A 24,583-nucleotide genomic window follows, 5' to 3' on the forward strand; every position below is an offset into this window, starting at 1 on the left:
GCGGGGGCGCTTCGGGGTAGCCGGGGGCGACTGCCGGGGGGCCGGGGTCGTCGACCCCGGCCCCCGTCGCTCCCCGACGGCCCCGGCAGCCCCCTCCCCCCTCGTTTCCCGGCGGGACCGGGCTGAATTCAGCCCCGCCGGGTTTGAGGCGCGGGGTCTGGGGCGGAGCCCCAGGAGTCGTCGCCCCCTGGCGGGCCCAGGCGGACCCCAGCGGCACCGGGCTGAATTCAGCCCCGCCGGCGTTTGAGGCGCGGGGTCTGGGGCGGAGCCCCAGGAGTCGTCGCCCCCTGGCGGGCCCAGGCGGACCCCAGCGGCACCGGGCTGAATTCAGCCCCGCCGGCGTTTGAGGCGCGGGGTCTGGGGCGGAGCCTCAGGAGGCGAGCGCGGCGGTGGATCGGGCTCCGCTGCCGCTTGCCTTCCTAGGGGGCCTAGGTTAAAACTAGGGATCCTAGGATCGGGAGGGCGCATGGCGCGCGCGGGGCTGACGGCGGAGCGGGTGACGGTCGCGGGCGCCGAGCTCGCGGACGAGGTCGGGCTCGATCAGGTGAGCATGGCCCGGCTGGCACGCCGGCTCGGCGTGAAGGACGCGAGCCTCTACGGGCACGTCCGCGGCCTGGAAGACCTTCGCGGACGGATCGCGCTGCTGGCGGCGGACGAGAAGACCGTCCGCATCGCGGAAGCGACCGCCGGTCTGGCGGGGAAGGACGCGCTGATCGCGTTCGCCGACGCCTGGCGGGAGTACGCCCACCAGCACCCGGGCCGCTACGCGGCGACGCAGACCCGGATCCGCATCGACCCCGAACTGGCCGCGGAGGCACCCGGACCGCGGCGCGCCGTCGAGCTGACCTACGGCATGCTGCGCGGCTACGGACTGGCCGAGCCCGACCTGACCGACGCGGTCCGGCTGTTGCGCAGCACGTTCCACGGGTTCGTCGCCCTGGAGGCATCGGGCGGGTTCGGACACGAGCGTTCGCCGCGGGACTCCTGGGTCCGCGCCCTCGACGCCCTGCACACCCTCCTGGAGCACTGGCCCCCGTCCCGAGAAGGAGACTCCGCATGACCGACCCGACGGTTCGCAGCCTGCGCGTGAGCGGCACGACCCTGCACTACGAAGTGCGCGGCCGGGGCCCGCTCCTGCTGCTGATCCCCGGAGGGACCGGCGGCGCGGCCTCCTTCGACGGCGTCGCCGACGACCTGGCCGCCGAATACACGGTCGCGACCTACGATCCGCGCGGCATGTCCCGGAGCCCGCTGGACGACCCCGAAGCCGAGCAGCGAGTGGCCGAACACGCGGACGACGCCTTGCGGATGCTGGATCTCCTGTCGCCCGGCGAGCCCGCCCGGGTGTTCGGCTCCAGCTCGGGCGCGATCGCGGCCCTGCACCTGCTCGCCTGCCACCCCGAGCGCGTCGAACGCCTCGTGGCACACGAGCCGCCGGTGGTGGAGGTACTGCCGGACGCGTCCGAACACCGCGCGCTCATCGCGCGCGTGCGGGAGACCTTCCACGCGGAGGGGGTCGTGCCGGCGTTGGCCGTGTTCGCCGCGGGGCTGAGGAAGGGCGGCGACGTCGCCGAGCCGCAGGCCCGGACGGAGCTTCCGCCGCAGGCGGCGGCGCGGGCGGAGCGGACGATGGCGGATCTGCCCTACTTCGTCGGGCGCATCGTGCCGAGCTTCATGTCCTACGCCCCGGACGTCCACCGGCTGGAGGCGCTGTCGGACAGGCTCGTGCTCGCCTGCGGCCAGGACTCGCACGGCGAACTGCCCTACCGTGCGGCCGCCTTCCTGGCCGAGCTACTCGGTACGGAACCCCTGCACTTCCCCGGCGGGCACACGGGCCTGACCACGCACCCCGCCGAGTTCGGCGAACTCCTCCGGAAGGCCTTCCGGGCCTAGGGGCATTGCCCCGGACTTCGGGGCCCTGGCTTCGCGGCCCTGGCTTCGCGGCCCTGGCTTCGCGGCCCTGGCTTCGCGGCCCTGGCTTCGCGGCCCTGGCTTCGCGGCCGGCGCGGCGTGGCCAGCGCGGCGTGCCCGGTGTGGCGTGGCCGGTGTGGTCACCGGCCACGCCGAAGGTCAGGACTCCTTGGCGGGCGTGGCCGGCGGCGTGGTGGCCGGCGGGGTCGTGGCCGGCTTGGCCGGGGTGATGGTGATCTTCACGTCGAGGAGCACCTTGTCCGAGATGCGGATCCGGAGGGTGTACGTGCCCGGGGTCGTGCCCGTCGTGGAGAGGGCCGGGAGGGTGATCTTGCCGTCCGCGGTCGTGGGGGCGAGTGCCAGCTCCGTGAGCTTCCTGCCGTCGGCGTCCACGAAGTACGGCGTCGTGCCCGCCGTCGCCGGGTCCGCCGGGACCCACTTGCCGTCGTTGTCCGTCGTGCCGATGCCGGCCGTGGCCTTCGCTCCGGCGACCGGGGCGCCCTTGGCCGTCGCGAGGAACTCGACACCCGTGATCTTGGCTCCGGCCACCGCTTCCAGCGGCTTCGCCGCGTCCGCGTCGCTGCGCGCCAGCAGGTCCGCCTCCGGGGCCGGGGCGGGCTTCGCCGGGGTGACCGTGCCCGTGAACCGCACGGTGACCTCGCGCGAGGAGTCGTAGCCGGTCGCGCGCAGGACGAACGTGCCCGCCTTGGCTCCCGCCTTCAGCGCGGGGGCGGCCGCCAGGCCGTTCGCGTCGGTGTGGACCACCGCGAAGTTCTTGCCGTCGGCCGTGAACACGGTCCCGTCGGTGCCGTCCTCGTCGACCGAGAGCACCACGGTCTGATCGGCGGCCGGCTTGCCGTCGCTGAGCACCGCCTTGACCTGCGGGGCCCGCGCGAAGGCGGTGCCCGCCTCGGCCTTGAGCTCGGTGGCGCCGACCGCCTCCAGGCGGTCCAGGTGCGCGGCGGCCGGAGGCGTCACCGGCGGCGGGGTGACCGGCGGCGTCGTCACGGGCGGCGTCGTCACCGGAGGGGTGACGGGCGGGGTGACGGGCGGCGGGGTCACCGGGGGCCTGGACGCCGGGGGCCTGGACGCGGGCGGCGTCGGCAGGACCGGCGGGTTCGGGGTGGGGTAGTTGGCGGCCGGCGGGTTCGGGACGCCGACGACGCCGTCCCCGGCCTGGTACTGCCGCATGTAGCCGAGCACGGTGTTGACGTACTCGCGCGAGTTGTTGTAGCTGAGGATCGCCTTGTCGAGGTGCGCCGCGTCGGAGAGGTTCCGGCCGCCCGCGCACAGGTAGAGGCCGGCGCCCAGGGTCGCGTCGTAGATGTTGTTCGGGTCGCGCTTGGCGTCACCGTTGCCGTCGGCGCCCCACGTCGACCAGGTGGAGGGGATGAACTGCATCGGGCCGACCGCGCGGTCGTACACCGCGTCCGCGTCCCATTCGCCCTTGTCGGTGTCCCGGATCTCGGCGAAGCCGTTGCCGTCCAGGCGCGGCCCGCGGATCGGCTTCTCGGTGTACCCGTCCGCCTTGAGCCCGTAGCCGGAGGCGTGCACGGACTCGGTCCGGCCTATGCCCGCCAGCAGCTGCCAGGGCAGGTGGCAGCCGGGGAGGGCGGCGGCCACCGACGCCTCGGCACGCCTGTACGCGTCGAGGGCGGTCGCGGGTATGCCGCTGAGCGCCCCTTCGGGGCTGGCCGCGCCGGGCGGCGGGGGCGGGTCCGCGAGCAGGTCGGGCAGGTCGAGGCGGGCGTCACCGCGGTCTTCGGCCTGGGGGCTGTCCGGAGTCGGCTCGGCCTCCCCCGCGCCCGCGATCGGCGAGTTGGTCACGACCGCGGCGGTGGTCAGGCTGGCCGCGAGGGCGGCCGTGCACATGACTTTGCGCGAGGTGTTGACCAGGTGACGGTGAAGTGGCTTCAGTGGCTTCACAGCGCGGCAAATCCCCCCAAGGCGGCCGAAGTGGGGCCGCCGTAAAACGTTGCACATCCAGGTACGCGTACGAGTGCCTGTACGACCGGTCGGGCCGTGGATGGTAACTGTCTACCAGGTCGCGCGGCACGACTCGCCATCCCCCCACCAGATATGGCACACCATTCGTCTCGACTTCACCGGTCCCGTGGCCCGTAATGAACCAGGGCCTCAACTCCCTGCCCCAATCGCCCCCATGGCCCCAATGGACCGTGTTGACCGCTCTGTGGGTCATTGTCACAACCGGGCCCACACCGTCTTCCCCGGCCCGCCCGGACCGCGCGGGGCGACGCCCCACTCCCGCGCCACCGCCTGTACGAGCACCAGCCCGCGCCCGTCCTCCGCCGACCACGGGTCGACGCTGGGCAGCGCGTCCGGCGGCGCCTTGTCCCCCCGGGCGTCGCTCACCTCCACCCGGACCCGCAGGCCGTCGTAGGCGAGTCGGATCTCGAAGTCCCGCCCGGGGACCCGCCCGTGCAGGACGGCGTTCGCGGCCAGCTCCCCGACCACGAGCTCCACGTCCTCGGCGAGGGCGCAGCCGTGCGGGATCCCCCAGGCGGCCAGCTGCACCCCGGCGAGCCGGCGGGCGAGCCGGGCACCGCGCGGGGTGGCGGAGAGGAGCAGTCGGCACTCGGAGGGCTCGACGAGGCCGGGGGCCTCGTGTGCCATGTCACTGAATTCGGTCGTCACCTCACCGAGCGTGTCCGGTCCGCCGTACGCTTTCCAGGTACGGCGGCGCTACGGGCGATCCCCGTAGGGCCGGCGCTGGTCGCGCGTACGGCTCGTACGGCCGAGGCGGAGGCCCGCCGCCGCGACCAGCACCCGCCGGCAAGGCATAGGGGAAGAGCGATGAACGACCTGTCGGAGCGCGAGGAAGAGCCGGAACGGCCCGTGGAGGCCGACGGCACGGCCTACCTCTTCAAGGCACTGGGCAAGATCATCAAGGTGCTACGGGAGCGGGCGGGCCTTCAGCAGAAGGAACTCGCCGGGCTCGTGCACGTGGGCGAGGACCTGGTGTCCTCCATCGAGCGGGGCGTACGGACACCGCAGCCGGACTTCCTGGAGAACGTGGACCGGGCGCTGGGCGCGGGTGGGGTACTGATCGCGGCGATCCCGGACGTGAGGGAGGCGCTGAAGCGGGCGCGGACCCGGCATCCGGACTGGTTCCGCGACTACGCGCAGGCGGAGGCCGGTGCCAACGCGATCCACGACTACAGCTACCAGGGCGTGATGGGCCTCCTCCAGACGGAGGGGCACGCTCGTGCCGTCTTCGCGAAACGCCGCCCGCTGCTGGACGAGGCGACGATCGAGAAGCGTTTGGCCGACCGGCTGGCGCGCCAGCAAATCTTCGAACGGTGGCCCTCCCCCACCTTCAGCTTCGTCCTCGACGAGAGCGTGTTGATGCGCGTGGTAGGCGGAGCCGCCGTCCACGAAGACCAGTTGTGCCGGTTCCTAGAGATCGGACGGCTCCGCACGGTGGAACTCCAGGTGATGCCGTTCAGCAGGGGCGAACACGCCGCCATGGACGGCTCGTTCAGTCTTCTCCACCCCAAGGGTCGCCAGCAGATCGCCTACACCGAGAACTACGGTCGCCCCAACCTGGTCACCGATCCCGAACAGGTACGGATCTACGCCGAGCGCTATGGGATCATCCGGGCACAGGCGCTCACCCCGGACGAGTCCCTGACCTTGATCGAGAAAATGCTGGGAGCACCATGAACATCACGGACCTGGCTTGGTTCAAGAGCAGCTACAGCAGCGGCGAGGGCGGCCAGTGCCTTGAAGTCGCCTTCGACTGGCGCAAGTCGAGCTACAGCAGCGGCGAGGGCGGCGAGTGCCTCGAAGTCGGCTTCGACTGGAGCAAGTCGAGCTACAGCGGCGGCGAAGGCGGCCAGTGCGTCGAGGTGGCCGGATGTGCGGACGCCGTCCACATCCGGGACTCCAAGGTCCCGGCCGGCCCCCAGCTGGCCATCGCGCCCGGGGCCTGGGCCGCGTTCCTCGGTGGGGTCGCGCGGGCGTAGGACGAGGGGGCCACGAGCCGTGGCCCCCTTCCTTCCGCTTCCGTTCAGCCCAGCAGCGCCTTGATGGCGGCGATGACGGGGACTCCGGCTTCTCCGATGACCGTCGCAATTCCGGAGAACGTCCGGAGGAGTTTGCCGAACCTCTCCTGAGAGGGATTCGCCTGGATTTCCGCGACCGCCTCGTCCACCTCCGCCCGGTCGCTTTCGTCCAGGTGCTGCCTCATCGCCCGGACTTCTTCGAGGAGCTTTTCGACGGCCGATGCGTCCGGCGTCGCCCCTCCGGCGTATTTGCCTCCGGCCACGATGTCCCCGGAGCCCGTGTGCGAGGCCTTGCCGATACCGCCGGCCCCGTGTATCGAGATGTGGTCGCCGGCCATCATCGGCCACCTCCCCTGATGTCTCCCGAACCGCTGTGCTGGGCCACGCCGATGGCCCCGGCTCCGTACATCTTGATCTGGTCGCCCACGACGGCTTCCTTGATGTTGATGGTCACCGGGCCCGAGTCGGGGCGGCCGATGGCCTTCGTGATCTCGAAGACGAGGGTTTCGATCTCCTGGTGGTCCAGGGACCACACGGCATCGCGCTGGATGCCGGACGTGTTGAGGACCAGGCCGTAGACCGGGGGCCTGCTGATCGTCTTGACGAGCTGCCAGACCAGCAGTCCGAAGACGACGACCGCCAGGATCCCGGCGAGGTTCCCGAAGATGGCCACCGCGATCGCGCCGAGGACGATGCAGAGCAGGGCCCGGCGAATGAACTGTTTCCAGGCCGCTCCCTTGTCGACCTCCAATACGCGCTGCCCGACGTGGGAGATGTTGCGCAGCGGATAGGCCTCACCTTGGATCCACAGCACACCCTCTTGCACGCGGACTTGGACCGTCGCATTTCCGTCAGCCATATGTCGCCCCCCTGGCTCTTTGTGGCGTTGACGGCTCGAAGTGTAGGGCGATTGTGATCGGCCACGTAGAGATTGGACGTTTTATACTTAGTGAAGATCAACTTTCCATTCCGCTTGACAGTGCGTCACGCGGGTCACGCGCGTCGCGTCATCCGTAGAGCTCTTCGATCTCCCCCGCGTACCGCTCCGCCACCGCCCGGCGGCGCAGTTTCAACGTCGGGGTGAGGGTGCCGGCCTCGACCGTGAACTCCTCCGGGAGGATGCGGAAGGCGCGGACTCGGGCCGGGCGGGAGACCGTGGCGTTGGCCGCTGCGACGGCTTCCTCCACGAGGGCCCGTACCGCCGGATGGTCGCCGGGGCCCGCCGGGTCCAGGGTCACCGACTCGCGCGCCGCCCAGGCGGCGATCTCCTCGGCGTCCAGGGTGATCAGCGCCACCGGGTGGGGGCGGCGGTCGCCGATCATGACCGCGCGGGAGACGTAGCGGGAGCGCTGGATCGCGAACTCCAGCTCGGTGGGGGTGATGTTCTTGCCCGCCGAGGTGATGATCAGCTCCTTCTTGCGGCCGGTGATGGAGAGGTAGCCGTCGCCGTCCAGCTCCCCCAGGTCGCCCGTGTGGAGCCAGCCCTCCGCGTCCAGCGTCCGCGTCGTCGCGGCCTCGTCGCCGTGGTACCCCGGGAAGATCATCGGACCCCGGGCCAGCACCTCGCCGTCCCGCGCGATGCGGACCTCGCACCCCGCGATCGGCCGGCCCACCGAGCCGTACCGGACCCCGGCCGGGTGGTTGAGGCTGATGACCCCGGCCGATTCCGTCATCCCGTAGCCCTCGAAGACCGGGATCCCGCAGGCCCGCAGGAAGTCCAGGGTCGCCGGGGCGATCGGCGCCCCGCCCGTCAGCGCCCACTTCAGGCGGCCCCCGAAGGCGCCCCTGACCAGGGAGTACAGGGACTTCTCGGCCGCCTCGTACGCCTCGCGGGACTCCGTCGGCAGCCGGCCCTCCGCGGCCAGGACCCCGAGGCGGACGGCTTCGGCGAAGCTCTCCGCGCCGCCCTCCCGGGCCTCCGCGAGGGACAGGACCACCGAGTGCAGCTTCTCGAACAGGCGCGGCACGGACGGCAGATGGGTCGGCCGGGCCTCGGCGAGCTCGCCGATGACGTCCTCGATCCGGCCGCCGAAGTAGCAGAGCTCGCCGCCCTCCAGGAGGGTGGTGAACTGGATCAGCTGGGCGAGCAGGTGGGCGAGGGGCAGGTAGAGGTACGTGGAGTCCCCCGGGCCGCCCTTGATCAGCGGGAGCGTCGCGTCCTGGATCGCACCCAGGTTGCCGTGCGTGAGCCGGCAGCCCTTCGGGAGCCCGGTGGTGCCCGAGGTGTAGACGATCGAGGCATCGTCCTCCGGGGCCACCGAGGCGGCCCGCGCGAGGAGTTCGGCCTCCGGGACGGCCCCGGCCAGGGAACGGAGCCCGTCCATCACCACCACCGCGCGCAGCGCGGGCAGCTCGCCCCGCAGCGCCTCCACGCGGGCCGCCTGCGCCGCGTCGTCGCAGACCGCCACCACCGCCGCGGAGTCCGACAGCACCCAGGCGAGCTCCTCCTCCCCCGCCGTCGGGTACACGGGCACCAGCACGGCCCCCGCCGCCAGGACCCCGAAGTGGGTGTACGTCCACTCCGGGCGGGTCTCCGCGAGCACCGCGACCCGGTCCCCGGCGGCCACGCCCAGGCCGAGCAGCGCGCGCCCCGACTCCCGTACGCGGGCGCGCAGTTCCCCGTACGAGACGGTCACCCAGTCACTGCCCCCGGTCTCGGGGCCGGGCCGGTCGGGCCCGGCCTCGGCCCCGACCCCGGCTCCCCTCTTGTGGCGCAGTGCGGTCTCCGTCGCGTACCGCTCGCCCGTCCACTCCGTGAAGACCGCCAGCGTCCGTGGCCGCACGGCCTCGTCCATCGCGCTCGTCCTGCTCGTCGCGCTCGTCCTGCTCGTCGCGCTCATCGGGCTCGCCTCCCCCTCGGGTCTACCGATGACGCTAGGCACCGGAGCGCCGTGCGCGGCATGACCGGAAGCGTCACCCCCGCTGACCCCAGCGCTCAATGCCGCTACCGTCACCCTCATGGGGAGGCGGACCGTCACCGTGCACCACGTGCGCGCCGTGCTCGCGGGCGCGCGGCGCGGCGGCCTGGACACCGTGCCGCTGCTACAGGAGGCCCAGATCCCGCCGCTGCTGCTCGGCGACGACCGGGCGCGCGTCACGCCCGCGCAGTTCGCCCGGCTGTTCCGGGCGCTGTACCGGGCCACGCAGGACGAGTTCCTGGGCCTGTCCGGCGTCCCCAGCCGCCCCGGGACCTTCGCGATGATGTGCTACGCCTCGCTGGGCTGCCGCGACCTGGGCGGGGCGGTGGAGCGGTCCGCGGCGTTCTACGGCCTGTTCCCGGGCGGCCCGGAGCTCGCGCTCGAACTCGAGGGCCCGCAGGCGCGGTTCACCGTCCGGAACGACTTCGCGCGCGACGAGGAGCGCTTCCTCACCGAGTGCGTGCTCGCCATCTGGCACCGCCTGAGCAGCTGGCTGATCGGGCGGCGGATCCCCCTCGCGTACGCCTCCTTCGCCTATCCGGCGCCGCCGCACGAGGCGGAGTACGAGATCCTCTTCGGCTGCCCGGTCCGCTTCGGCGAGCGGGTCACGGGCGCCGCCGTCGGCTTCGACGCGCACTGGCTGGACGCGCCGCTGGTGCGCGACGAGCCGGCGCTCGACGCGATGCTGCGCCGGGCCCCCTTCGACCTGCTCTCGCGGCCGGAGTACGGGACCACGGTCGCGGAGCAGGTCCGCCGGAACCTGACGCGGCAGCTGCGGAACTCGCCGCGGCTGCCGGAGCTCGGAGAGGTGGCGGGCCGTCTCGCGGTGTCGCCGGCGACGCTGCGGCGGCGGCTGCGGGAGGAGGGCACGTCCTTCCAGGAACTGAAGGACCACGTCCGGCGGGACGCCGCGATCGCGGGGTTGGCGGAGAGCGCCGAGCCGATCGCGGAACTCGCGGCCCGCCTGGGCTTCTCGGAGGACACCGCCTTCCACCGTGCGTTCCGGCGCTGGACGGGCACGACGCCGGGGGCGTACCGGATCGCGTCGGGGGGCTAGGCCCTTTCGGGGCGGCGAGGAGGGGTCCGACGGGGTGAATGAGGCGCCGGGTCAGGAAAGGTGAGCTGCGCGGTCAGCGACGTTCCTACCGGTCGGTCACTACCTTCTCCTCACCTGCCCACCCCCACCGGACCCCTTGGGAGAGCCTCCCCATGCCCATCCGAAGCTCCGAACGCCGCGTGAGCGCCCGCGTGACCGCCCGCGTGAGCGCCCGCACCACCCTCGCCGCCGTGGCCGCCCTGGCCCTCTCGGCCGTCGTCCCCGCCACCACCGCCCGCGCGGACGGGTCCGGCCCGGCCGGCGCGTCCACCCGCCCGGGCGACATCGTGAGCACCGCCCCGTCCGCGTTCCACCCGCTCCCCGGCCAGCCCACCGGCACCAAGGCCTGGAAGATCCACTACAACTCGACGACCGCCGACGGCGCACCCAACGTCGTCTCCGGCACCGTCATCGTCCCGCAGGACGGCCGCACCGGCCCCCGCCCCCTCATCACGTACGCCGTCGGCACCGTCGGCATGGGCGACTCCTGCGCACCGAGCAACAACCTCCCCAACGGGACGGCCATGGAGGCCAACCTCATCCAGCAACTCACCCTGCGCGGCTGGGCCGTGGTCGTCACCGACTACGAGGGCCTCGGCACCCCCGGCGTGCACACCTACACCGTCGGCCCCTCCGCCGGGCACGCCGTCCTCGACGCCGCCCGCGCGGCCATCCGCCTCCCCGAGGCCGGGCTCTCCGCCGACACCCCGGTCGGCATCATGGGCTACTCCCAGGGCGGCCAGGCCAGCAGCTGGGCCGCCGAACTACAGGGCTCGTACGCACCGGAGTTGAAGGTCAAGGGCACCGCGACGGGCGGGGTCCCGGGCGACCTGCTGGAGGTGGCCGACTTCAACAACGGCTCCTACGGCTCCGGCCTCATCTTCATGGCCGCCGCCGGCCAGGACGCGGCCTTCCCGGAGCTCAAGCTCGACTCCTACCTCAACCCCGCCGGAAAGCTCCTGGTCAACGGCATGAAGGAGAGCTGCGTCGCCATCGACGCCATCGCCGGCTCCTTCAAGCGGATCTCCGACCTCACCACCCGCGACCCGCTCGCGCAGCCCGACTGGCAGGCCCGCCTGGGCCAGAGCAAGCTCGGGCGTACCGCCCCGGCCGCGCCCGTGTACCAGTACCACGCGCTCGGCGACGAGCTCATCCCGTACGCCGTCGGGCGGCAGCTGCGCTCCGACTGGTGCGCGAAGGGCGCGAACGTCGAATTCGACACCATCTGGATCGGCGAGCACGTCGGCGGCGTGATCACGCACTCGCTGGAGGTCGGCAACTGGCTCGCGGACCGCTTCGCGGGACGCACCACGCACCCCAACTGCTGACGCGGGCGGGGGGGACGGAGCGGTGGGAGCTCGCACCGCCGCTCATCCCCTGACGCTCGTATGACGCACGCCACAGTGCGAGCGGGGGATGGGAGTGGTCGGGGATACTCGCACGCGACGTCTCAACGGGGGAGCGTGCCATACATGGGGCTGGGGTCGCAGGGCGGGAACCTGCCGATGCGCATCGGCGGGTACGCCTTGGAGCGGGAACTGGGCGCGGGCGGCATGGGGACGGTGTACCTGGCCCGGTCCCGTGGCGGGCGCACCGTGGCCGTCAAGGTGGCCAGGCCCGAGTTGGCCGCCGATCCGCACTTCCGCGCGCGGTTCCGGGCCGAGGTCGAGGCAGCCCGCAGGGTCGGCGGCTTCCACACGGCGCCGGTCGTCGACGCCGACCCGGACGCGGAGACGCCCTGGCTGGCCACCGCGTACATCCCGGGGCCGACGCTGTCGGGGCTGCTCGACGAGCGCGGCCCGATGGACGAGCGGCAACTGCGTCTGCTGGGCGCGGCCCTGGCGGAGGCGTTGCAGGCCATCCACGCCTGTGGGCTGATCCACCGCGACCTCAAGCCCGGCAACATCATCATGGCCGACGACGGGCCCCGGGTCCTCGACTTCGGCATCGCCCGCGCGCTGGAGTCGACGCGGCTCACCTCCACCGGATCGGCCTTCGGGACGCCGGGCTTCCTCGCCCCCGAACAGGCCCAGGGACTCGAAGTCGGCGCTGCGGCGGACGTGTTCGCGCTGGGGGCCGTGCTGGTGGCGGCGGCCGGGGGCCGTGCCTTCGGGGAGGGTACTCCGATGGCGCTGATGTACCGGTCGGTCCACGAGGAAGCGAACCTGTCCGCCCTGCCGGAGGGCCTACGCCCCATCGTCGCCGCCTGCCTGGCGAAGGAGCCGGGGCAGCGGCCTACGCCGCCGGGGCTGTTGGACCTGTTCGTACCGGAGGCGGCGCCGGACACGGCTCCTGCCCCTTCCCCTGCACCCGCCGCCCCTGCCCCTGCCCCTGCCCCTGCCATGGACCCGCCTCCGCACCCGCCGACCTTTTCCGTACCGGCCGAACCGGCCGAACCGGGCGGCGGACCGGCCGAACCGGGCCTACCGGCCATGGCGGCCGTCGAGAGCGCCGCGACCGTCACGGCCGCCGTCCAGCGCTCCGAGCCCCGGGACCGGGTACCGGCGCCCGCGCGGCCGGGGCGGACGCGCACGGGGCTCATCGCCGCCGGCGTGGCCGGCGTCCTGCTCGTGGTCGGCGCGGCGGGTTACGCCATGTACGAGCCGTCCAAACGCCGCCCGAGCGAACCGTTGCCCGAGGCCAAGCACATGCTCATCCTGCCGACCTCGATGATGGGGGGCACGTACGTCCAGAAGAGCCAGACCCTTCCACCCGCCGTTCATGAGGACGACGGCGCCGAGGGCACGACCTACCTTTCCGCCTCCTACTACGGGAGCTCGACGTCGACGTTCCGGGGGGTCGAAGCCTCCGTCGTGTTCGGTCGGCTCAAGAACCCGCAGGAACGCCGTGACGCGTACATGAGCATGGCGGGCACGAAGAAGGTCAGCGAGCCGCGCCGGGAATTCCGCTTCCCCGGCTCGGACCTCGAGTTCAGCTGCGACATGGTCGTCATGTCGGACGATCACTTCAACACCCGGTGCGCCTGGGCCGATGAGAACACCGCGGGCAGTGTCTCGTTCTACCCCGCGACCTCGTCCCTCGAACTGGCGGCCACGGAGACCCGCAAGATCCGAGACGACATACGCAAGCCGATCATCTGAGCCGAACCGTACGGCTCAGTCATCGGCGGGGCAGCAGCACGTACCGCTGCGTCTGCGTCACGGGCGGCGGTACAACCGCTCGATCTCCCGCTCGTGGTCCCGCGCGATCGCGCCCCGGCGGAGTTTGAGGGACGGGGTCAGATGACCCCGCGCCTCCGTGAACTCCCCCGGCAGCACCGCGAACCGCCGGATCGACTCCGCCCGCGACACCAGGCGGTTCGCGTCGTCCACCGCCCGCTGGAGGTCCGCCCGCAGTTCCTCGTCACCGACCAGCTCCCCGATCGGCACGCCCACCTTCTTCCGCATCTGCCGCCAGTGCTGGAGCCCCTCCGGTTCCAGGGTGATCAGCGCGGCCACGTACGGCCGGTCGTCCCCGATGACCATGCACTGGCCGACCAGCGGGTGGGCCCGTAGCCGGTCCTCCAGGGGCGCGGGCGCGACGTTCTTGCCGCCCGAGGTGATGATCAGGTCCTTCTTCCGCCCGGTGATGGTCAGGTACCCGTCCGCGTCGAGCTCCCCGATGTCCCCCGTGGCCAGCCACTGGTCCCCGCCCGCCGACGGGCCGTTCCAGTACCCGGCGAACACGTGCGGCCCGCGCAACAGCACCTCCCCGTCGTCCGCGATCCGCACCGCCGTGCCCGGCAGCGGCCACCCCACCGTGCCCAGCCTGGGCCGCAGCGGCGGAGTGAGGGTCGCGGCGGCGGTCGTCTCCGTGAGCCCGTAGCCCTCGAAGACCTCGATGCCCGCGCCCGTGTAGAACGCGGCGAGGCGCCGCCCCAGCGGGGAGCCGCCGCTCAGGACGTACCGCACGCGCCCGCCCAGCGCCGCCCGGATCCGCCGGTACACGAGCGGGTCGTACAGCGCCCGCGCCGCCCGCAGCCCGATCCCCGGCCGCTCGCCCGGGGCGACCTCGCCGAACCGCTGCGCGATCCGCGCGGCCCGGTCGAAGGAGGACGCCCGGCCCATCTTCTCGGCGGTGGCCCGCGCGGTGTTGTAGACCTTCTCCAGGACGTACGGGATCGCCAGCAGGAACGTCGGCCGGAAGCCGGCCAGGTCTGCGAGCAGGTCCTCGCCGCGGATGCTCGGCGCGTGGCCGACCTTCACCCGCGCCCGCATGCAGCCGACGGCCACCATCCGCCCGAAGACGTGCGACAGCGGGAGGAAGAGCAGGGTCGAGGCCGGGTCCTTGCTGACGGACTTGAAGACGGGGTGCAGCAGCTCCACCGAATTGTCCACCTCTGCGAAGAAGTTGGCGTGGGTCAGCACGCACCCCTTGGGCTGCCCGGTCGTGCCGGAGGTGTAGATCAGGGTCGCGACGGACTCCGGCGCGCACCCGGCCCGCCGGTCGCGCACGACGTCGTCGGGCACGTGCTCGCCGGCCTTGACCAACCGGGCGACCGCGCCCGTGTCGAACTCCCACAGGTGCCGCAGCCACGGCAGGGCGGCCCGTTCCGCGCTGATGATCCGCGCCTGCGCCGTGTCCTCGACGGCGCAGGCCACGGCGCCGGAGTCCTGGAGGATCCAGCGCGCCTGGATCGCGGAGGAGGTCGGGTAGACCGGTACGGTGACCAGCCCGGCCGCCCAGCCGGCGAAGTCCAGCAGGGTCCACTCGTACGTGGTCCTCGCCATGATGGCCAGCCGGTCGCCGGGCCGCAGCCCCTCGGCGATCAATCCCTTGGCGACGGCGAGGACTTCGGCGGCGAACTCGGCCGCGCTCACGTCCCGCCAGCTCCCGTCGCGCTCCTTGCGGGCGAGGACCGCCTCGCCGGGTGCTTCCCGGGCGTTGTCGAAGGGGATGTCCCCGAGGGACCCGGCCACCGGCATCGCGGCGAGCGGGGGAACGGCGACCTCGCGCACCACTCCGTCGACGACGGTCTTGACGGGCTCCACCAGTTTCGGCTGGACATCCACGGCGCGCTCTCCTCGCTCGGACGGAGTGTTACCGCCGGTAATCTACTTGGCGGTAACCGCCCCTGAACACCCCCGGCCACCGTCTTTCACGCACCCTCCACGCCATCCCCGCGAGGCCGCCGCGCCCCTCGGCTCGATCCCTGGCCCCGCTAGCCGATGAGTTCGAGGAGCCGCCCCACCGCCTCCGCCGCCGGCTGGCCCACCGCGCCGACGGCAGCCGCGATCTGTGCCACGCGGGCCAGTACGAGACCGCGCTCGCGCAGGGCGGCGCGGTCCGGGGTGAGTTCGGGCAGGACCTCCTCGACGGTCCGGGCCTGGTCCGCGGTGAGGTGTACGCGCAGCTCCCCCAGGAGGCGGGTGAGGTCCGCGACGGCGGCTCGGAGCTCGTCGTCCTGGGCGGCTGCGCCGACCGTGCCGTAGTTGATGCCGACGTTGCCCTGGCCGCCGTTCACGGTGACCACGGGCCCGTAGCGGCGAGCGAGACCTCCGCCCACACCACCTTGCAGGGAGCGGGCCCTTCCCTTACGCCCCAACGGTCCGCGAGCGCTTCGACCAGTACGAGCCCCCGCCCCGCGTCGTGGATCCTCGGGATCCGGTCACCCCGGGTGTCCATCACCTCGATACAGAGGGTGTCGGGGATGACGGTGAGGGTGAGCCGGAAGTCCCGCCCGGGAACCTTCCCATGGGTCACGGCGTTGGCGGACAGCTCGGCGATGATCAGCGCGGGTACCTCGAAAGGCAGGCCCCAGGAGCGCAGTTGCTCGACGGCGAGCATGCGGCCGAGCCGGGCCCCGCGCGGGGTGGCGGACAGCTGGACGTGGAAGTCGACGAGTTGAGGAATCACGTCACTCAGCGTGGCCACACGTGCGTACCGTGGGAAGCGACACCGCCCGTACGTCCCGCGTTTGTCCGGAGCTTGTCCGGCCCTGTCAGGGCTGTCCGGACGGGCACGAGGGGTACGGGGCGCTGAGGACATCGGCTCGTCGGAAGTGGGCGCGCATGAGCGTGGACAGCAGTGACGGTACGGAAGAACCGGGCTGGGACGTCGACCCGGAGGACGAACAGGGCGCGGCGGTGGTGGCCGCGCTGGGCCGCCAACTCAAGGCCTGGCGGGAGGCCGCCGGGATGCGAGCGGCGGAATTCGGGGCGGCCATCCAGTACGGGGAGGACCAGGTCCGCAAGGTCGAGGCGGGCAAGCGGATCGCCCGCCCCGAGTACCTGGACAGGGCGGACAGCGTCCTGAACGCGGGCGGCAAAATCTCCGCGATGAAGGCGGACTTGGAGCAGGTCCGCTACCCGAAGAAGATCCGCGACCTGAAGAAGAGGGAAGCCAAGGCCGTCGAGATCGGCGCCTACAACAACCACAACATCCATGGCCTATTGCAGACGGAGGAATACGCGCGGGCACTGCTTCGTACCCTGCGCCCCGCCTACTCCTCGGACGAGATGGAGCGGATGGTCTCCGGCCGCATGGCACGCCAGTCGATCTTCCAGCGATCCCCTGGCCCAGCCCTCGGTTTCGTCCAGGAAGAGGTCACACTCCGCCGTCCAATCGGAGGCACAATGGTGCTGCGCCGACAGCTCGAACACCTCTTGGAGGTCATCCAGTTGCCGAACGTCGAGTTCCAGGTGATGCCGACCAACCGTGAGGACCACGCCGGGATGGAAGGCCTGATCCAACTGCTCAAGTTCGGCGACGGTTCGGCTGTGGGCCGGGCAGACGGGGTTTTCTACGGGCGCCCGGTTTCCGATCCCAAGCAGCTCCGAATCCTTGAGCTGCGCTATGGCATCATCCGAGCTCAGGCGCTCACGCCCCGGGAGTCGAGGGCCTTCATCGAGGAACTGCTGGGAGAAACATGATCCACCACCCCGAGCTGGACATCAACGACTGCGTTGAGGTCGCCTGGTTCAAGAGCAGCTACAGCGACAGCAGCAACGGCAACGACTGCGTAGAGGTGGCCAACACCCCGAACGCCATCCTGGTCCGGGACTCCAAGGACACCGCACGTGCCCACCTCACCTTCGGCCCGCACGCCTGGGCCGGGTTCACGGCCCACGTGGAGACCGTGACCCCGTAGTCGGTGTACCGCCGCGAGAACGCCGACCTGCCGGAGGACCAGGGCTGTCTGCCCTGGGTCCTGGGCCTCCCGCTCGGGCTCGTCTTCACTTCCGCAAGGCCCCGCCGCCGCCGGGCAGTGTGATCCTGAAGAAGCTCCGCGGCATGAACGCACCCAGCATGACGGCACCCCCCAGCCAGTAGCCGGCACCGGCGCCCAGCGCCAGCAGCAGCGAGGCCTTCGTCGAGGCGAGCAGCAGCCAGGACGTGAGCACTCCGTTGATCATCGCCACGTCGTTGGCGACGAAGGGGACCTCCTTCGCGCGGGTCAGGGAGGAGATCAGCCGGTGCAGGTAGGCCGCGGCGACCATCATGACCGGAGCCGCGCCGAGGCCGGCGACGACCGCCTTCCACCACGGCACGTGCGGGGCCAGAATCAGTGCGGTCAGGATCGCCCCGGAGGTCACCAGCGCGACCAGAACCGAGAACGGTGAGAGCCGGTCCCCGTCGATCACAAAATAGAGACTGAAGCAGAGCAGGCCCCCGACGGCCGTGCCCACGACGACGGCCCAGAACCAGTTCAGCGCGCCGAAGCCGGCCAACTGCCCGCCGACCGAGCTCGCGGACAGGACGAAGGCCGTCCAGTTCGCCTTGGCCGAGATGCTGTTCTGCGGCGCGTTGGCCGGCTTCGGGGACCGCGCGGCCCCGGAGGGCGATGCGGCCGCCGGAGCGGGCGTGCGCCTCGGGCCGACGGGCCTCGGCACGGGCCTCGGTACGGGATCCGGCACGGGCTGCTGCAGCGTGGGCTTCGGCGCGGGGGGCTTCGGCGCGGGGGGCTTCGGCGCGGGCCGCGGCGCGGGCCGCGGCCGGACCTCGCGCCACTCCGCCGCCCACCGCTCGGGATCGATCGTGCCCTGCCAGGTCCCGCCCCGCAATCGCTCCGCGGTCTCGTGGGCGTTGGGGGGACGGTCCGCGGGGTCCTTGCTCAGCAGGCTCAGGATCACCAGATCGAGCGCGACCGGTACGTCGTGGCGCAGGCCCCGCACCGAAACCGGCCGCTGGTGCGCGTGCTGGGCGAGGATCTCCCAGCCCGTGCCGCTGAACGGCGGGTGTCCGGTCAGCAGTTGGTAGAGCACGCACCCGAGCCCGTACAGGTCGCTGCGCGCGTCCGTCTCCGCTCCGCGCGCCTGCTCGGGCGACATGTACGCGGGGGTGCCGGTGACGGAGCCCGCGGTGGTCAGGCCCTGGACCCCCGCCTGGCGGGCGATCCCGAAGTCACAGATCTTGATCCGGCCCGCCGTGGTCAGCAGGATGTTGGCCGGCTTGATGTCCCGGTGCACGATCCCGGCGGCGTGGGCCGCCTGTAATCCCCGGCAGATCTGTGTTCCCCAGTCCACCACATCCGCGACCGAGGCCCGGCCGCCCCGCTCCCCGAGCGGACGGCCGTCGACGAGTTCCATCACCAGGTAGACGACGGTGCGTTGGTCGATGACGGTCTCACCGAAGTCGTGGACGGCCACCACGTGCGGGTCCCAGAGGGCCGCCGCGGCCTTCGCCTCCGCGCGCAGCCGCAGGGCGAGCTTGTCGTCGGAGGGCCGGGCGATGACCTTCACCGCCACGTCCCGCTCCAGGCTCAGGTCCCGGCCGCGCCACACCTCGCCCATCCCGCCGGAGCCGATCAGCCCGGTCAGCTCGTACCGGCCGGCCAAGGTCGTGCCGTCCACTCCCGTACCCCCAACTCGCCCGGCCTCGGCGCAATCCGTACGAAGCGATGCGCTGCACTGCACTGCACTGCACTGCACTGCACTGCACTGCACTGCACTGCACTGCACTGTAGAGCCGCTCCCCGACTCCACGACCGCCCCTCTCCGAAAAACAGGCCCGGTCGGCGCCGCCGTGGTCCCCGGCGGGACCGGACGCTTCTAAGCCTTGATCGGTGCGGCCGACCTGGCGGCCCGCTCGATCTTCGCGCAGTAGGCTGCGCTGGCTTCCTCGTCGATCTGCTTCTCGTGTTCGGCGCGCAGCCCGGTCCGGCCGTCGAGGCCCTCGCGCAGGATGTCGGCGTGCCCGGCATGCCGGATGGACTCGCCGAGGACATGGTCGGCGTCGTATTCGGACAGGCCGTCGAGCTTCCAGAGCAGCGCCTCGCGGTCCCGCCGCAGTCTTCCGTGCAGGTTGTCCTTCGCGAATGCATCGATCAAGCGGCATGACCCTGCCATGGGCTGCTCGTGGTCTCAAACTCCCGTAGGTACGCCGTCCCGCCGGTTCATCGGCGCGGTCGCCCGGGGACGCGTACAGCCGGTCTAAACAGCACCGCAGCCCCCGCCCGGACGGGGGCGGGGGCTGCGGTGGGTGGGTGGCGCGGGCGGTGTCGTCAGACGCCGACCGGGACCTTCGCGGGCTCCGCGGCGGCCGGGGCCTCGGCCTGGGCCTGCGGGGCCTCGTCCAGCGGGGAGGAGGAGGCGGTCGCGTAGGCCACCTTGTCCAGGATTCCCTCGCGGGCCGCGACGATGACCGGGACCAGCGCCTGGCCGGCCACGTTGGTGGCGGTGCGCATCATGTCGAGGATCGGGTCGATCGCCATCAGCAGGCCCACGCCCTCCAGCGGGAGGCCCAGCGTGGAGAGGGTCAGGGTCAGCATCACCGTGGCGCCGGTCAGACCGGCCGTGGCGGCCGAGCCGACGACCGAGACGAAGGCGATCAGCAGGTAGTCGGTGATGCCGAGCTGCACGTCGAAGATCTGCGCGATGAAGATCGCGGCGAGCGCCGGGTAGATCGCGGCGCAGCCGTCCATCTTGGTCGTCGCGCCGAACGGCACGGCGAAGGAGGCGTACTCCTTCGGAACGCCGAGGCGCTCGGTGACCTTCTGGGTGAGCGGCATGGTGCCGACCGAGGAGCGGGAGACGAAGGCCAGCTGGATGGCGGGCCAGGCGCCCTTGAAGAACTGCAGCGGGTTGACCTTGGCGACGGTCCAGAGCAGCAGCGGGTAGACGCCGAACATCACGAGCGCGGAGCCGACGTAGACGTCGACGGTGAAGGTCGCGTACTTGCCGAGCAGGTCCCAGCCGTACGTGGCGATCGCGGTGCCGATGAGGCCGACGGTGCCGAGCGGGGCGAGGCGGATGACCCACCACAGGGCCTTCTGGAGCAACTCCAGCACGGACTCGGCGAGTTTCAGCACCGGCTGCGCCTTGCTGCCGAGCTGGAGGGCGGCGATACCGGCGACGGCGGCGAGGAAGACGATCTGCAGGACGTTCAGCTCGGTGAACGGCGTGATGATGTCCTTCGGCACGATGCCGGTCAGGAAGTCCAGCCAGGACCCGTGGCGCTTCGGCAGCTTGCCGTCCTGCGGGGTGAGGCCGGTGCCGGAGCCGGGGTTGGTGAGCAGGCCGATGCCGAGGCCGATGGCGACCGCGATCAGCGACGTGATCATGAACCAGAGCAGCGTGCGCGAGGCGAGCCGCGCGGCGTTGTTCACCTTCCGCAGGTTGGTGATCGACACCAGGATCGCGAAGAAGACGAGCGGGGCGACGGCCAGCTTCAGCAGCTGGACGAAGATGTCGCCGATCTGCTCGAGCGTGGTGCCGAGCCAGCTGACGTCCTGGCTGCGGGAAACCCAGCCGAGCAGGACACCGAGCACGAGGCCGGTGACGATCTGGGCCCAGAAGGGGAATCTGAACGAGGACTTCTGCCGGGCGGGGGCCTCGGCCGGGGCCTTGGCGGCAGGGGTCTGCGGGGACGCGGACACGGGCACTCTCCGGGTGGTTCTGCGGATCTGCGGTGGGGGGGGTGGTGCGGTGCGGCTGCACCCGGAAACACGAGGAGCCGGGCGGGCGGGACCGCTGCTGTGCCAGGGGCTGGTCGCGGGACTCAGCGACAACAGCAACAGGCCGCGGACACGCGGCGGCAGAGGTCGACGTGCAGGCGCGCCACGAGCGGAACGCTCGTGGTCATCTGGTGCGCAGCTGCGGTCAACATGATGAACACGCTAACACTTCTTCTTTGGGAATCTCAAAGTCATTCTTTGACCACAGGTTCCGGCGGAGCCCCGCAGACCCCGGCACCCGGGACCGGAAAACGCGAAAGCCCCAGCGTGACGGGCGGTAAACCCGTAGCTGGGGCGGTTCGGGGGCGCTTCGGTGTGTGAGGAAGCTAACCGGCCGGCGGTCAGGCCACGCGGGTGGCGTCGTCGGCCGCGTCCTCCTGGCTGCGGCTGGCGGCCAGCTTCTGCTTCGCACCCGCGACGCGTCCGGTGATGGTCGCGGACATCTCGTCGCGCTGCTTGCGCAGCAGCACGAAGGAGAGCGGGGCGGACAGCACGAGGGCGAGCAGCACGACCCAGGCGGGATTGGCGTCCCCGAGACCGGCGGGCACCCAGCCCAGCCGCACCAGACCCGCGACGAGGACGAGGCACCCGACGAAGATCCCCAGACGCATCGCGGTGTAACGGATCGTCGCGCTCGGCTTGAGGGACACGGTGACCCCTGCTCTCTCGTCGTGGTCGTACGCGGTCGCACGCGGCCGTACGTCGGCTGGTGCCCGTCCAGTGAAGCACGCCGGGGTCACGCGCACGGCTGGCGGGGGGCATCTGCGGGCACAAGCCGCAGCGCGGACAGCGGAACCTTCAGCGCGGCCTTCTCACGCGGATCCCACAGGACGGCCGTCCCGCCCGCATCGCCGAGCGAGAGGTAGGGGCGTACGGGATCCAGCGTCCCGCCGTCGGTGGGGACCTGGGCCACGTCCCTGACGGGGTGGACGCAGAACCACTCGGGCTTGATCCCGTAGTAGTGGCCCGGGGTCCGCCCCGCGGCGGCCGCGGCGACGGCGCTCTTCCCGGCGGCCGAGGCCGACATGATCGCCAGGCCCAGCACCCCGGCCATCAGCGCGTAGACGCTCACGAAGGCGACGGCGGAGTAGCCGACCCAACTGCCGGTGATCATGCGGTGGGTGTGGCGCAGGTAGCCGAGGATCGCCGGGGCCATGAGCCAGATCAGCGAGGCGGCCAGCAGCTTGAGCGTCGCCAGCAGTCGCATCGCCGCCGGGACGTCGACGTCCTCCAGATCGATGCCGAAGGCGTCGAGGTAGAGGGCTGGCAGCGACAGCCCGAGACCGGGCAGCAGACCGGGCAGGAAGGCCAGGAGCGCGGGAAGGAGCCACGGCAGGGTCAGCCCCCACCGCGACTGGCGCACCCAGAGCCACACCCCCGTCAGCACCAGGTAGCCGAGGGCGATCCCGACCACCACGACGCCGAAGCCGACGCGCTTGTCGGGGGCCGTCACCACCGCGAAGGCGCCGAAGGCCGCCGCCAGCAGGGGACCGGCGAACCCCGCCGCCACGAGCTGCGCCCCGGAGACCTCCGGCATCGCCCACCGCGCGATCATGAACGCCGCCGCCACGGCCGCGAGGAGGAAGGGCAGCGGGGGTACCACGGACCACAGCGGCCCCGCGCCCCACAACCCGGCCACCCACGCCCCGCAGACGAGACCGACCAGGGCCGGGAACCGCATCATGGCCAGCCTCCGCATGGGCCGGCGCCGCAGGGGCCAGGCTCCGGGCGGTGGCGGCGGTTCCACGTTCATGGAACGGCGGACGGCCACTGCCGCGGGCGCCGGGGCCACCCCGGGCAGCGAACGGGCCGCGAGAGCGAGGGCGTCCGCCTCGCTCCCGGCCCGCACCTGACGACCCGTGTCCCGGCTCCCCAAGGTGAGGGCGGACCAGGCCAGCGTCCGGGCGCGCCACCGCTCCGTCCGCGATCCCGTCGGTGCCGCACCGCTCGGCAGGGGGTCGTACGCGTACCAGACGGGCAGGTCCACCGGGTCTCGTTCGACGCACTGCACCGCCTCGACGACGAGGTCGAGCACCAAGCGGTCGGAGACCACTTCCAGGTGCTCCCGGGCGGCGGTGGACGCCCGGATCGCCGATCCGAGGAACCGGACCTCGACCGTGTAGTGGCAGTGGCCCTCCCCGTGGAGCGCGGGCGCCGGCGATTCGCACCGGTTCAGCAGCCGCCAGTCCCGGCCCCGCACCTCCGCCTCGAACAGCTCGAAGTCGGCCGAAGTCCCCTTCAGCCGCACCAGCGCCACGGCCCGCTGGTCCCAGCGCTGAACCGATCCCGTAACTCCCACCCCGGCCTCCCCCAAACGTCAACCGGCGAAGCCTACTGGTCGTGCAGCGGGGCGCCGCGGCGGCCGAGGCGGATCGCCTCGATGCCCCCGATCGCGCGGACGGCGTCCGAGCACGCGAAAGGCCCCGGCCCCCTCGTCGGGGCGGTTTCTAGGGGTCGTCGCAACACGTGGTCGTGTTGATCAGGCCGCGAGCAGTTTATGCAGGCGCTCGGCTGGGGTTTCCCAGTCGAGCGTTTTGCGTGGTCGGCGGTTGAGCTGGTCGGCGACGGCGGCCAGGTGCTCGGGGCTGTGGGCGGACAGGTCGGTGCCCTTGGGGAAGTACTGCCGCAGCAGGCCGTTCGTGTTCTCGTTTGAGCCGCGCTGCCAGGGGCTGGCGGGGTCGCAGAAGTAGACCGGGATGTCGGTGGCCAGGGTGAACTCCGCGTGCCGGGCCATCTCGCTGCCCTGGTCCCAGGTCAGGGACCGCGTGAGGTGTGCGGGCAGGGTCTGGACGGTGGTGGTCAAGGCGGTAAAGACGGCCTCGGCGCCGTGGTCGCCCGGCAGGTGCAGGAGCATCACGTAGCGGGTCGCGCGTTCGACCAGGGTGCCGATCGCGGACTTCCCGTCCTTGCCGATGATCAGGTCGCCCTCCCAGTGGCCGGGCACCGCCCGGTCCTCGGCCTCGGCGGGCCGTTCGCTGATCATCACCATCGGGGTGGTGAAGCGCGGCTGGCGGCAGTTGGCCTGCCTCTGGGGCCTGCGGCGGGCACGGCCGGAGCGCAGGGCGCCGGCGAGCTCACGTCGCAACTGGCCTCTGCCTTGGACGTAGAGCGCCTGGTAGACGGTCTCGTGGACCACGTGCATCTCCGGCCGGTCGGGGAACTGTGCCCGCAGAGCGTGGCATATCTGCTCCGGACTCCACTTCTCGTCCAGCATCGCCTGGACGGCGGCCCTGAGTTCCGGGTTCTGGTTGATCTTGCGGGGCTTGGGGCGGGGACGGCGGGCATCCGCGCGGGCCTGGGCCGCGTGAGGGCGGTAGGCCCCGCTTCCGGAGTGCTGGTTGCGCCGGACCTCACGGCTGATCGTGGACGGACTGCGGCCCAGCTCCGCAGCGATCTCGCGGACCGTGGCCTTCTCCCGCAGCCGGTCCGCGATGTGGATCCGCTCGGCCTCGGACAGGTACCGGGACGGCACGGAAGGCGGCTCCACCGTGTTGATCGGTGGAGCCGCCTTGTTGCTGCCGGACGAGCCGCGTCCGTAGCGCCAGCGCTTCCCGGTCCGCCGGTTGATCCCGACGATCCGGCACGCTTCCGTATTGCTCACGCCCTGCTGCATGAGCCGGAAGTATGCCTCCCGCTCACGCATGAGCTTCTTACGTCCCTGCGGCTGCCGGTCCTCACGGATCTCGAAGTCCATGCCACCCCTTGAGCTGGGGTGTTGCAACGACTCCTAGAACCCAAG

General features: G+C 72.0%; 23 protein-coding genes. 9 read left to right on the forward strand and 14 right to left on the reverse strand.

Annotated features, from left to right (window positions below):
* Positions 1 to 466: 466 nt before the first annotated feature.
* Entirely contained in the window at positions 467 to 1,060 is a 594-nt protein-coding gene (locus J7E97_RS16305) for a TetR/AcrR family transcriptional regulator (protein WP_215027694.1), read from the forward strand.
* Positions 1,057 to 1,893 (forward strand): alpha/beta fold hydrolase, encoded by an 837-nt coding sequence (locus tag J7E97_RS16310; protein ID WP_215027696.1) that lies wholly within the window; start codon positions 1,057 to 1,059, stop codon positions 1,891 to 1,893. The genes J7E97_RS16305 and J7E97_RS16310 overlap by 4 nt, the downstream gene beginning before the upstream one ends.
* A 177-nt stretch (positions 1,894 to 2,070) precedes the next feature.
* Here the strand turns inward: J7E97_RS16310 and J7E97_RS16315 are convergent, their stop codons facing one another.
* Both J7E97_RS16315 and J7E97_RS16320 read right to left on the reverse strand, forming a co-directional pair.
* Positions 2,071 to 3,837, reverse strand: coding sequence for a hypothetical protein (locus J7E97_RS16315; protein ID WP_308346532.1), 1,767 nt, complete (start codon positions 3,835 to 3,837; stop codon positions 2,071 to 2,073).
* Positions 3,838 to 4,113: 276 nt separating this feature from the next.
* Positions 4,114 to 4,566 carry an ATP-binding protein gene (locus tag J7E97_RS16320; protein ID WP_308346533.1) on the reverse strand — a complete coding sequence of 151 codons (453 nt, stop codon included), beginning with the start codon at positions 4,564 to 4,566 and terminating at the stop codon, positions 4,114 to 4,116.
* 159 nt (positions 4,567 to 4,725) lie between these two features.
* Here J7E97_RS16320 and J7E97_RS16325 point away from each other — a divergent pair, with 159 nt between their 5' ends.
* Together J7E97_RS16325 and J7E97_RS16330 are read left to right on the forward strand one after the other, a co-directional pair.
* A complete protein-coding gene (locus J7E97_RS16325; protein WP_215027698.1) occupies positions 4,726 to 5,595 on the forward strand; it encodes a helix-turn-helix transcriptional regulator in 870 nt (289 codons plus the stop codon).
* Positions 5,592 to 5,897 (forward strand): DUF397 domain-containing protein, encoded by a 306-nt coding sequence (locus J7E97_RS16330; protein ID WP_215027700.1) that lies wholly within the window; start codon positions 5,592 to 5,594, stop codon positions 5,895 to 5,897. The genes J7E97_RS16325 and J7E97_RS16330 overlap by 4 nt, the downstream gene beginning before the upstream one ends.
* A gap of 44 nt (positions 5,898 to 5,941) precedes the next feature.
* On the opposite strand, the gene J7E97_RS16335 is transcribed toward J7E97_RS16330, so the two are convergent.
* The 3 genes from J7E97_RS16335 to J7E97_RS16345 all read right to left on the reverse strand — a co-directional run bounded on the left by J7E97_RS16335 (position 5,942) and on the right by J7E97_RS16345 (position 8,776).
* Positions 5,942 to 6,274, reverse strand: a complete 333-nt coding sequence (locus tag J7E97_RS16335) for a hypothetical protein (RefSeq protein ID WP_215027702.1) — start codon at positions 6,272 to 6,274, stop codon at positions 5,942 to 5,944.
* Complete coding sequence (locus J7E97_RS16340; protein WP_251054657.1) at positions 6,274 to 6,795, reverse strand: DUF6232 family protein; 522 nt, start codon at positions 6,793 to 6,795, stop codon at positions 6,274 to 6,276. The genes J7E97_RS16335 and J7E97_RS16340 overlap by 1 nt, the downstream gene beginning before the upstream one ends.
* Positions 6,796 to 6,943: 148 nt before the next feature.
* Positions 6,944 to 8,776 carry a long-chain fatty acid--CoA ligase gene (locus J7E97_RS16345; RefSeq protein ID WP_251054658.1) on the reverse strand — a complete coding sequence of 611 codons (1,833 nt, stop codon included), beginning with the start codon at positions 8,774 to 8,776 and terminating at the stop codon, positions 6,944 to 6,946.
* 118 nt (positions 8,777 to 8,894) lie between these two features.
* Here J7E97_RS16345 and J7E97_RS16350 point away from each other — a divergent pair, with 118 nt between their 5' ends.
* The 3 genes from J7E97_RS16350 (at position 8,895) to J7E97_RS37015 (ending at position 13,051) form a co-directional block, all read left to right on the forward strand.
* Positions 8,895 to 9,911 carry an AraC family transcriptional regulator gene (locus tag J7E97_RS16350; RefSeq protein ID WP_215027704.1) on the forward strand — a complete coding sequence of 339 codons (1,017 nt, stop codon included), beginning with the start codon at positions 8,895 to 8,897 and terminating at the stop codon, positions 9,909 to 9,911.
* A 152-nt stretch (positions 9,912 to 10,063) separates the two neighbouring features.
* Positions 10,064 to 11,278 (forward strand): lipase family protein, encoded by a 1,215-nt coding sequence (locus J7E97_RS16355; protein WP_215027706.1) that lies wholly within the window; start codon positions 10,064 to 10,066, stop codon positions 11,276 to 11,278.
* Positions 11,279 to 11,422: 144 nt separating this feature from the next.
* Positions 11,423 to 13,051, forward strand: a complete 1,629-nt coding sequence (locus tag J7E97_RS37015; RefSeq protein WP_374224161.1) for a serine/threonine-protein kinase — start codon at positions 11,423 to 11,425, stop codon at positions 13,049 to 13,051.
* 57 nt (positions 13,052 to 13,108) lie between these two features.
* Here J7E97_RS37015 and J7E97_RS16365 read toward each other — a convergent pair whose 3' ends face one another.
* The 3 genes from J7E97_RS16365 to J7E97_RS16375 all read right to left on the reverse strand — a co-directional run bounded on the left by J7E97_RS16365 (position 13,109) and on the right by J7E97_RS16375 (position 15,806).
* Positions 13,109 to 14,962, reverse strand: a complete 1,854-nt coding sequence (locus tag J7E97_RS16365) for a long-chain fatty acid--CoA ligase (RefSeq protein WP_215027708.1) — start codon at positions 14,960 to 14,962, stop codon at positions 13,109 to 13,111.
* A 149-nt stretch (positions 14,963 to 15,111) separates the two neighbouring features.
* Positions 15,112 to 15,423 (reverse strand): hypothetical protein, encoded by a 312-nt coding sequence (locus J7E97_RS16370; RefSeq protein WP_308346537.1) that lies wholly within the window; start codon positions 15,421 to 15,423, stop codon positions 15,112 to 15,114.
* Entirely contained in the window at positions 15,411 to 15,806 is a 396-nt protein-coding gene (locus J7E97_RS16375; RefSeq protein ID WP_215027712.1) for an ATP-binding protein, read from the reverse strand. The genes J7E97_RS16370 and J7E97_RS16375 overlap by 13 nt, the downstream gene beginning before the upstream one ends.
* 155 nt (positions 15,807 to 15,961) lie before the next feature.
* Between J7E97_RS16375 and J7E97_RS16380 the strand changes: the two genes are divergently transcribed.
* Positions 15,962 to 16,822, forward strand: coding sequence for a helix-turn-helix transcriptional regulator (locus J7E97_RS16380; RefSeq protein WP_215027714.1), 861 nt, complete (start codon positions 15,962 to 15,964; stop codon positions 16,820 to 16,822).
* Entirely contained in the window at positions 16,819 to 17,040 is a 222-nt protein-coding gene (locus J7E97_RS16385; protein ID WP_215027716.1) for a DUF397 domain-containing protein, read from the forward strand. The genes J7E97_RS16380 and J7E97_RS16385 overlap by 4 nt, the downstream gene beginning before the upstream one ends.
* 85 nt (positions 17,041 to 17,125) lie before the next feature.
* Here J7E97_RS16385 and J7E97_RS16390 read toward each other — a convergent pair whose 3' ends face one another.
* From J7E97_RS16390 to J7E97_RS16415, 6 genes are all read right to left on the reverse strand, one after another.
* Positions 17,126 to 18,742 (reverse strand): serine/threonine-protein kinase, encoded by a 1,617-nt coding sequence (locus J7E97_RS16390; RefSeq protein ID WP_215027717.1) that lies wholly within the window; start codon positions 18,740 to 18,742, stop codon positions 17,126 to 17,128.
* A gap of 198 nt (positions 18,743 to 18,940) precedes the next feature.
* Positions 18,941 to 19,219, reverse strand: coding sequence for a DUF664 domain-containing protein (locus J7E97_RS16395; RefSeq protein WP_215027720.1), 279 nt, complete (start codon positions 19,217 to 19,219; stop codon positions 18,941 to 18,943).
* Between the two features lie 173 nt (positions 19,220 to 19,392).
* On the reverse strand, positions 19,393 to 20,766 hold the full coding sequence (locus J7E97_RS16400) for a dicarboxylate/amino acid:cation symporter (RefSeq protein ID WP_215027722.1): 1,374 nt from the start codon (positions 20,764 to 20,766) through the stop codon (positions 19,393 to 19,395).
* A 419-nt stretch (positions 20,767 to 21,185) separates the two neighbouring features.
* Positions 21,186 to 21,455 (reverse strand): DUF4229 domain-containing protein, encoded by a 270-nt coding sequence (locus tag J7E97_RS16405; protein ID WP_215027734.1) that lies wholly within the window; start codon positions 21,453 to 21,455, stop codon positions 21,186 to 21,188.
* Between the two features lie 125 nt (positions 21,456 to 21,580).
* Positions 21,581 to 23,143 (reverse strand): hypothetical protein, encoded by a 1,563-nt coding sequence (locus J7E97_RS16410; RefSeq protein WP_215027723.1) that lies wholly within the window; start codon positions 23,141 to 23,143, stop codon positions 21,581 to 21,583.
* Between the two features lie 180 nt (positions 23,144 to 23,323).
* Entirely contained in the window at positions 23,324 to 24,487 is a 1,164-nt protein-coding gene (locus J7E97_RS16415; protein WP_374224162.1) for an IS30 family transposase, read from the reverse strand.
* Between the last annotated feature and the right edge of the window lie 96 nt (positions 24,488 to 24,583).

It is taken from the genome of Streptomyces sp. ISL-66 (assembly GCF_018614135.1).
Lineage (GTDB): Bacteria > Actinomycetota > Actinomycetes > Streptomycetales > Streptomycetaceae > Streptomyces.

Excerpts from the sequence above, each read along its gene's own strand:
- J7E97_RS16310 (WP_215027696.1), top strand. The coding sequence starts at position 1,057 with ATGACCGACCCGACGGTTCGCAGCCTGCGCGTGAGCGGCACGACCCTG.
- J7E97_RS16415 (WP_374224162.1), bottom strand. The coding sequence starts at position 24,487 with ATGCGTGAGCGGGAGGCATACTTCCGGCTCATGCAGCAGGGCGTGAGC.
- J7E97_RS16385 (WP_215027716.1), top strand. The coding sequence starts at position 16,819 with ATGATCCACCACCCCGAGCTGGACATCAACGACTGCGTTGAGGTCGCC.
- J7E97_RS16330 (WP_215027700.1), top strand. The coding sequence starts at position 5,592 with ATGAACATCACGGACCTGGCTTGGTTCAAGAGCAGCTACAGCAGCGGC.
- J7E97_RS16305 (WP_215027694.1), top strand. The coding sequence starts at position 467 with ATGGCGCGCGCGGGGCTGACGGCGGAGCGGGTGACGGTCGCGGGCGCC.
- J7E97_RS16335 (WP_215027702.1), bottom strand. The coding sequence starts at position 6,274 with ATGGCCGGCGACCACATCTCGATACACGGGGCCGGCGGTATCGGCAAG.
- J7E97_RS16340 (WP_251054657.1), bottom strand. The coding sequence starts at position 6,795 with ATGGCTGACGGAAATGCGACGGTCCAAGTCCGCGTGCAAGAGGGTGTG.
- J7E97_RS16405 (WP_215027734.1), bottom strand. The coding sequence starts at position 21,455 with ATGCGTCTGGGGATCTTCGTCGGGTGCCTCGTCCTCGTCGCGGGTCTG.
- J7E97_RS37015 (WP_374224161.1), top strand. The coding sequence starts at position 11,423 with ATGGGGCTGGGGTCGCAGGGCGGGAACCTGCCGATGCGCATCGGCGGG.
- J7E97_RS16345 (WP_251054658.1), bottom strand. The coding sequence starts at position 8,776 with ATGAGCGCGACGAGCAGGACGAGCGCGACGAGCAGGACGAGCGCGATG.
- J7E97_RS16380 (WP_215027714.1), top strand. The coding sequence starts at position 15,962 with ATGAGCGTGGACAGCAGTGACGGTACGGAAGAACCGGGCTGGGACGTC.
- J7E97_RS16325 (WP_215027698.1), top strand. The coding sequence starts at position 4,726 with ATGAACGACCTGTCGGAGCGCGAGGAAGAGCCGGAACGGCCCGTGGAG.
- J7E97_RS16355 (WP_215027706.1), top strand. The coding sequence starts at position 10,064 with ATGCCCATCCGAAGCTCCGAACGCCGCGTGAGCGCCCGCGTGACCGCC.
- J7E97_RS16350 (WP_215027704.1), top strand. The coding sequence starts at position 8,895 with ATGGGGAGGCGGACCGTCACCGTGCACCACGTGCGCGCCGTGCTCGCG.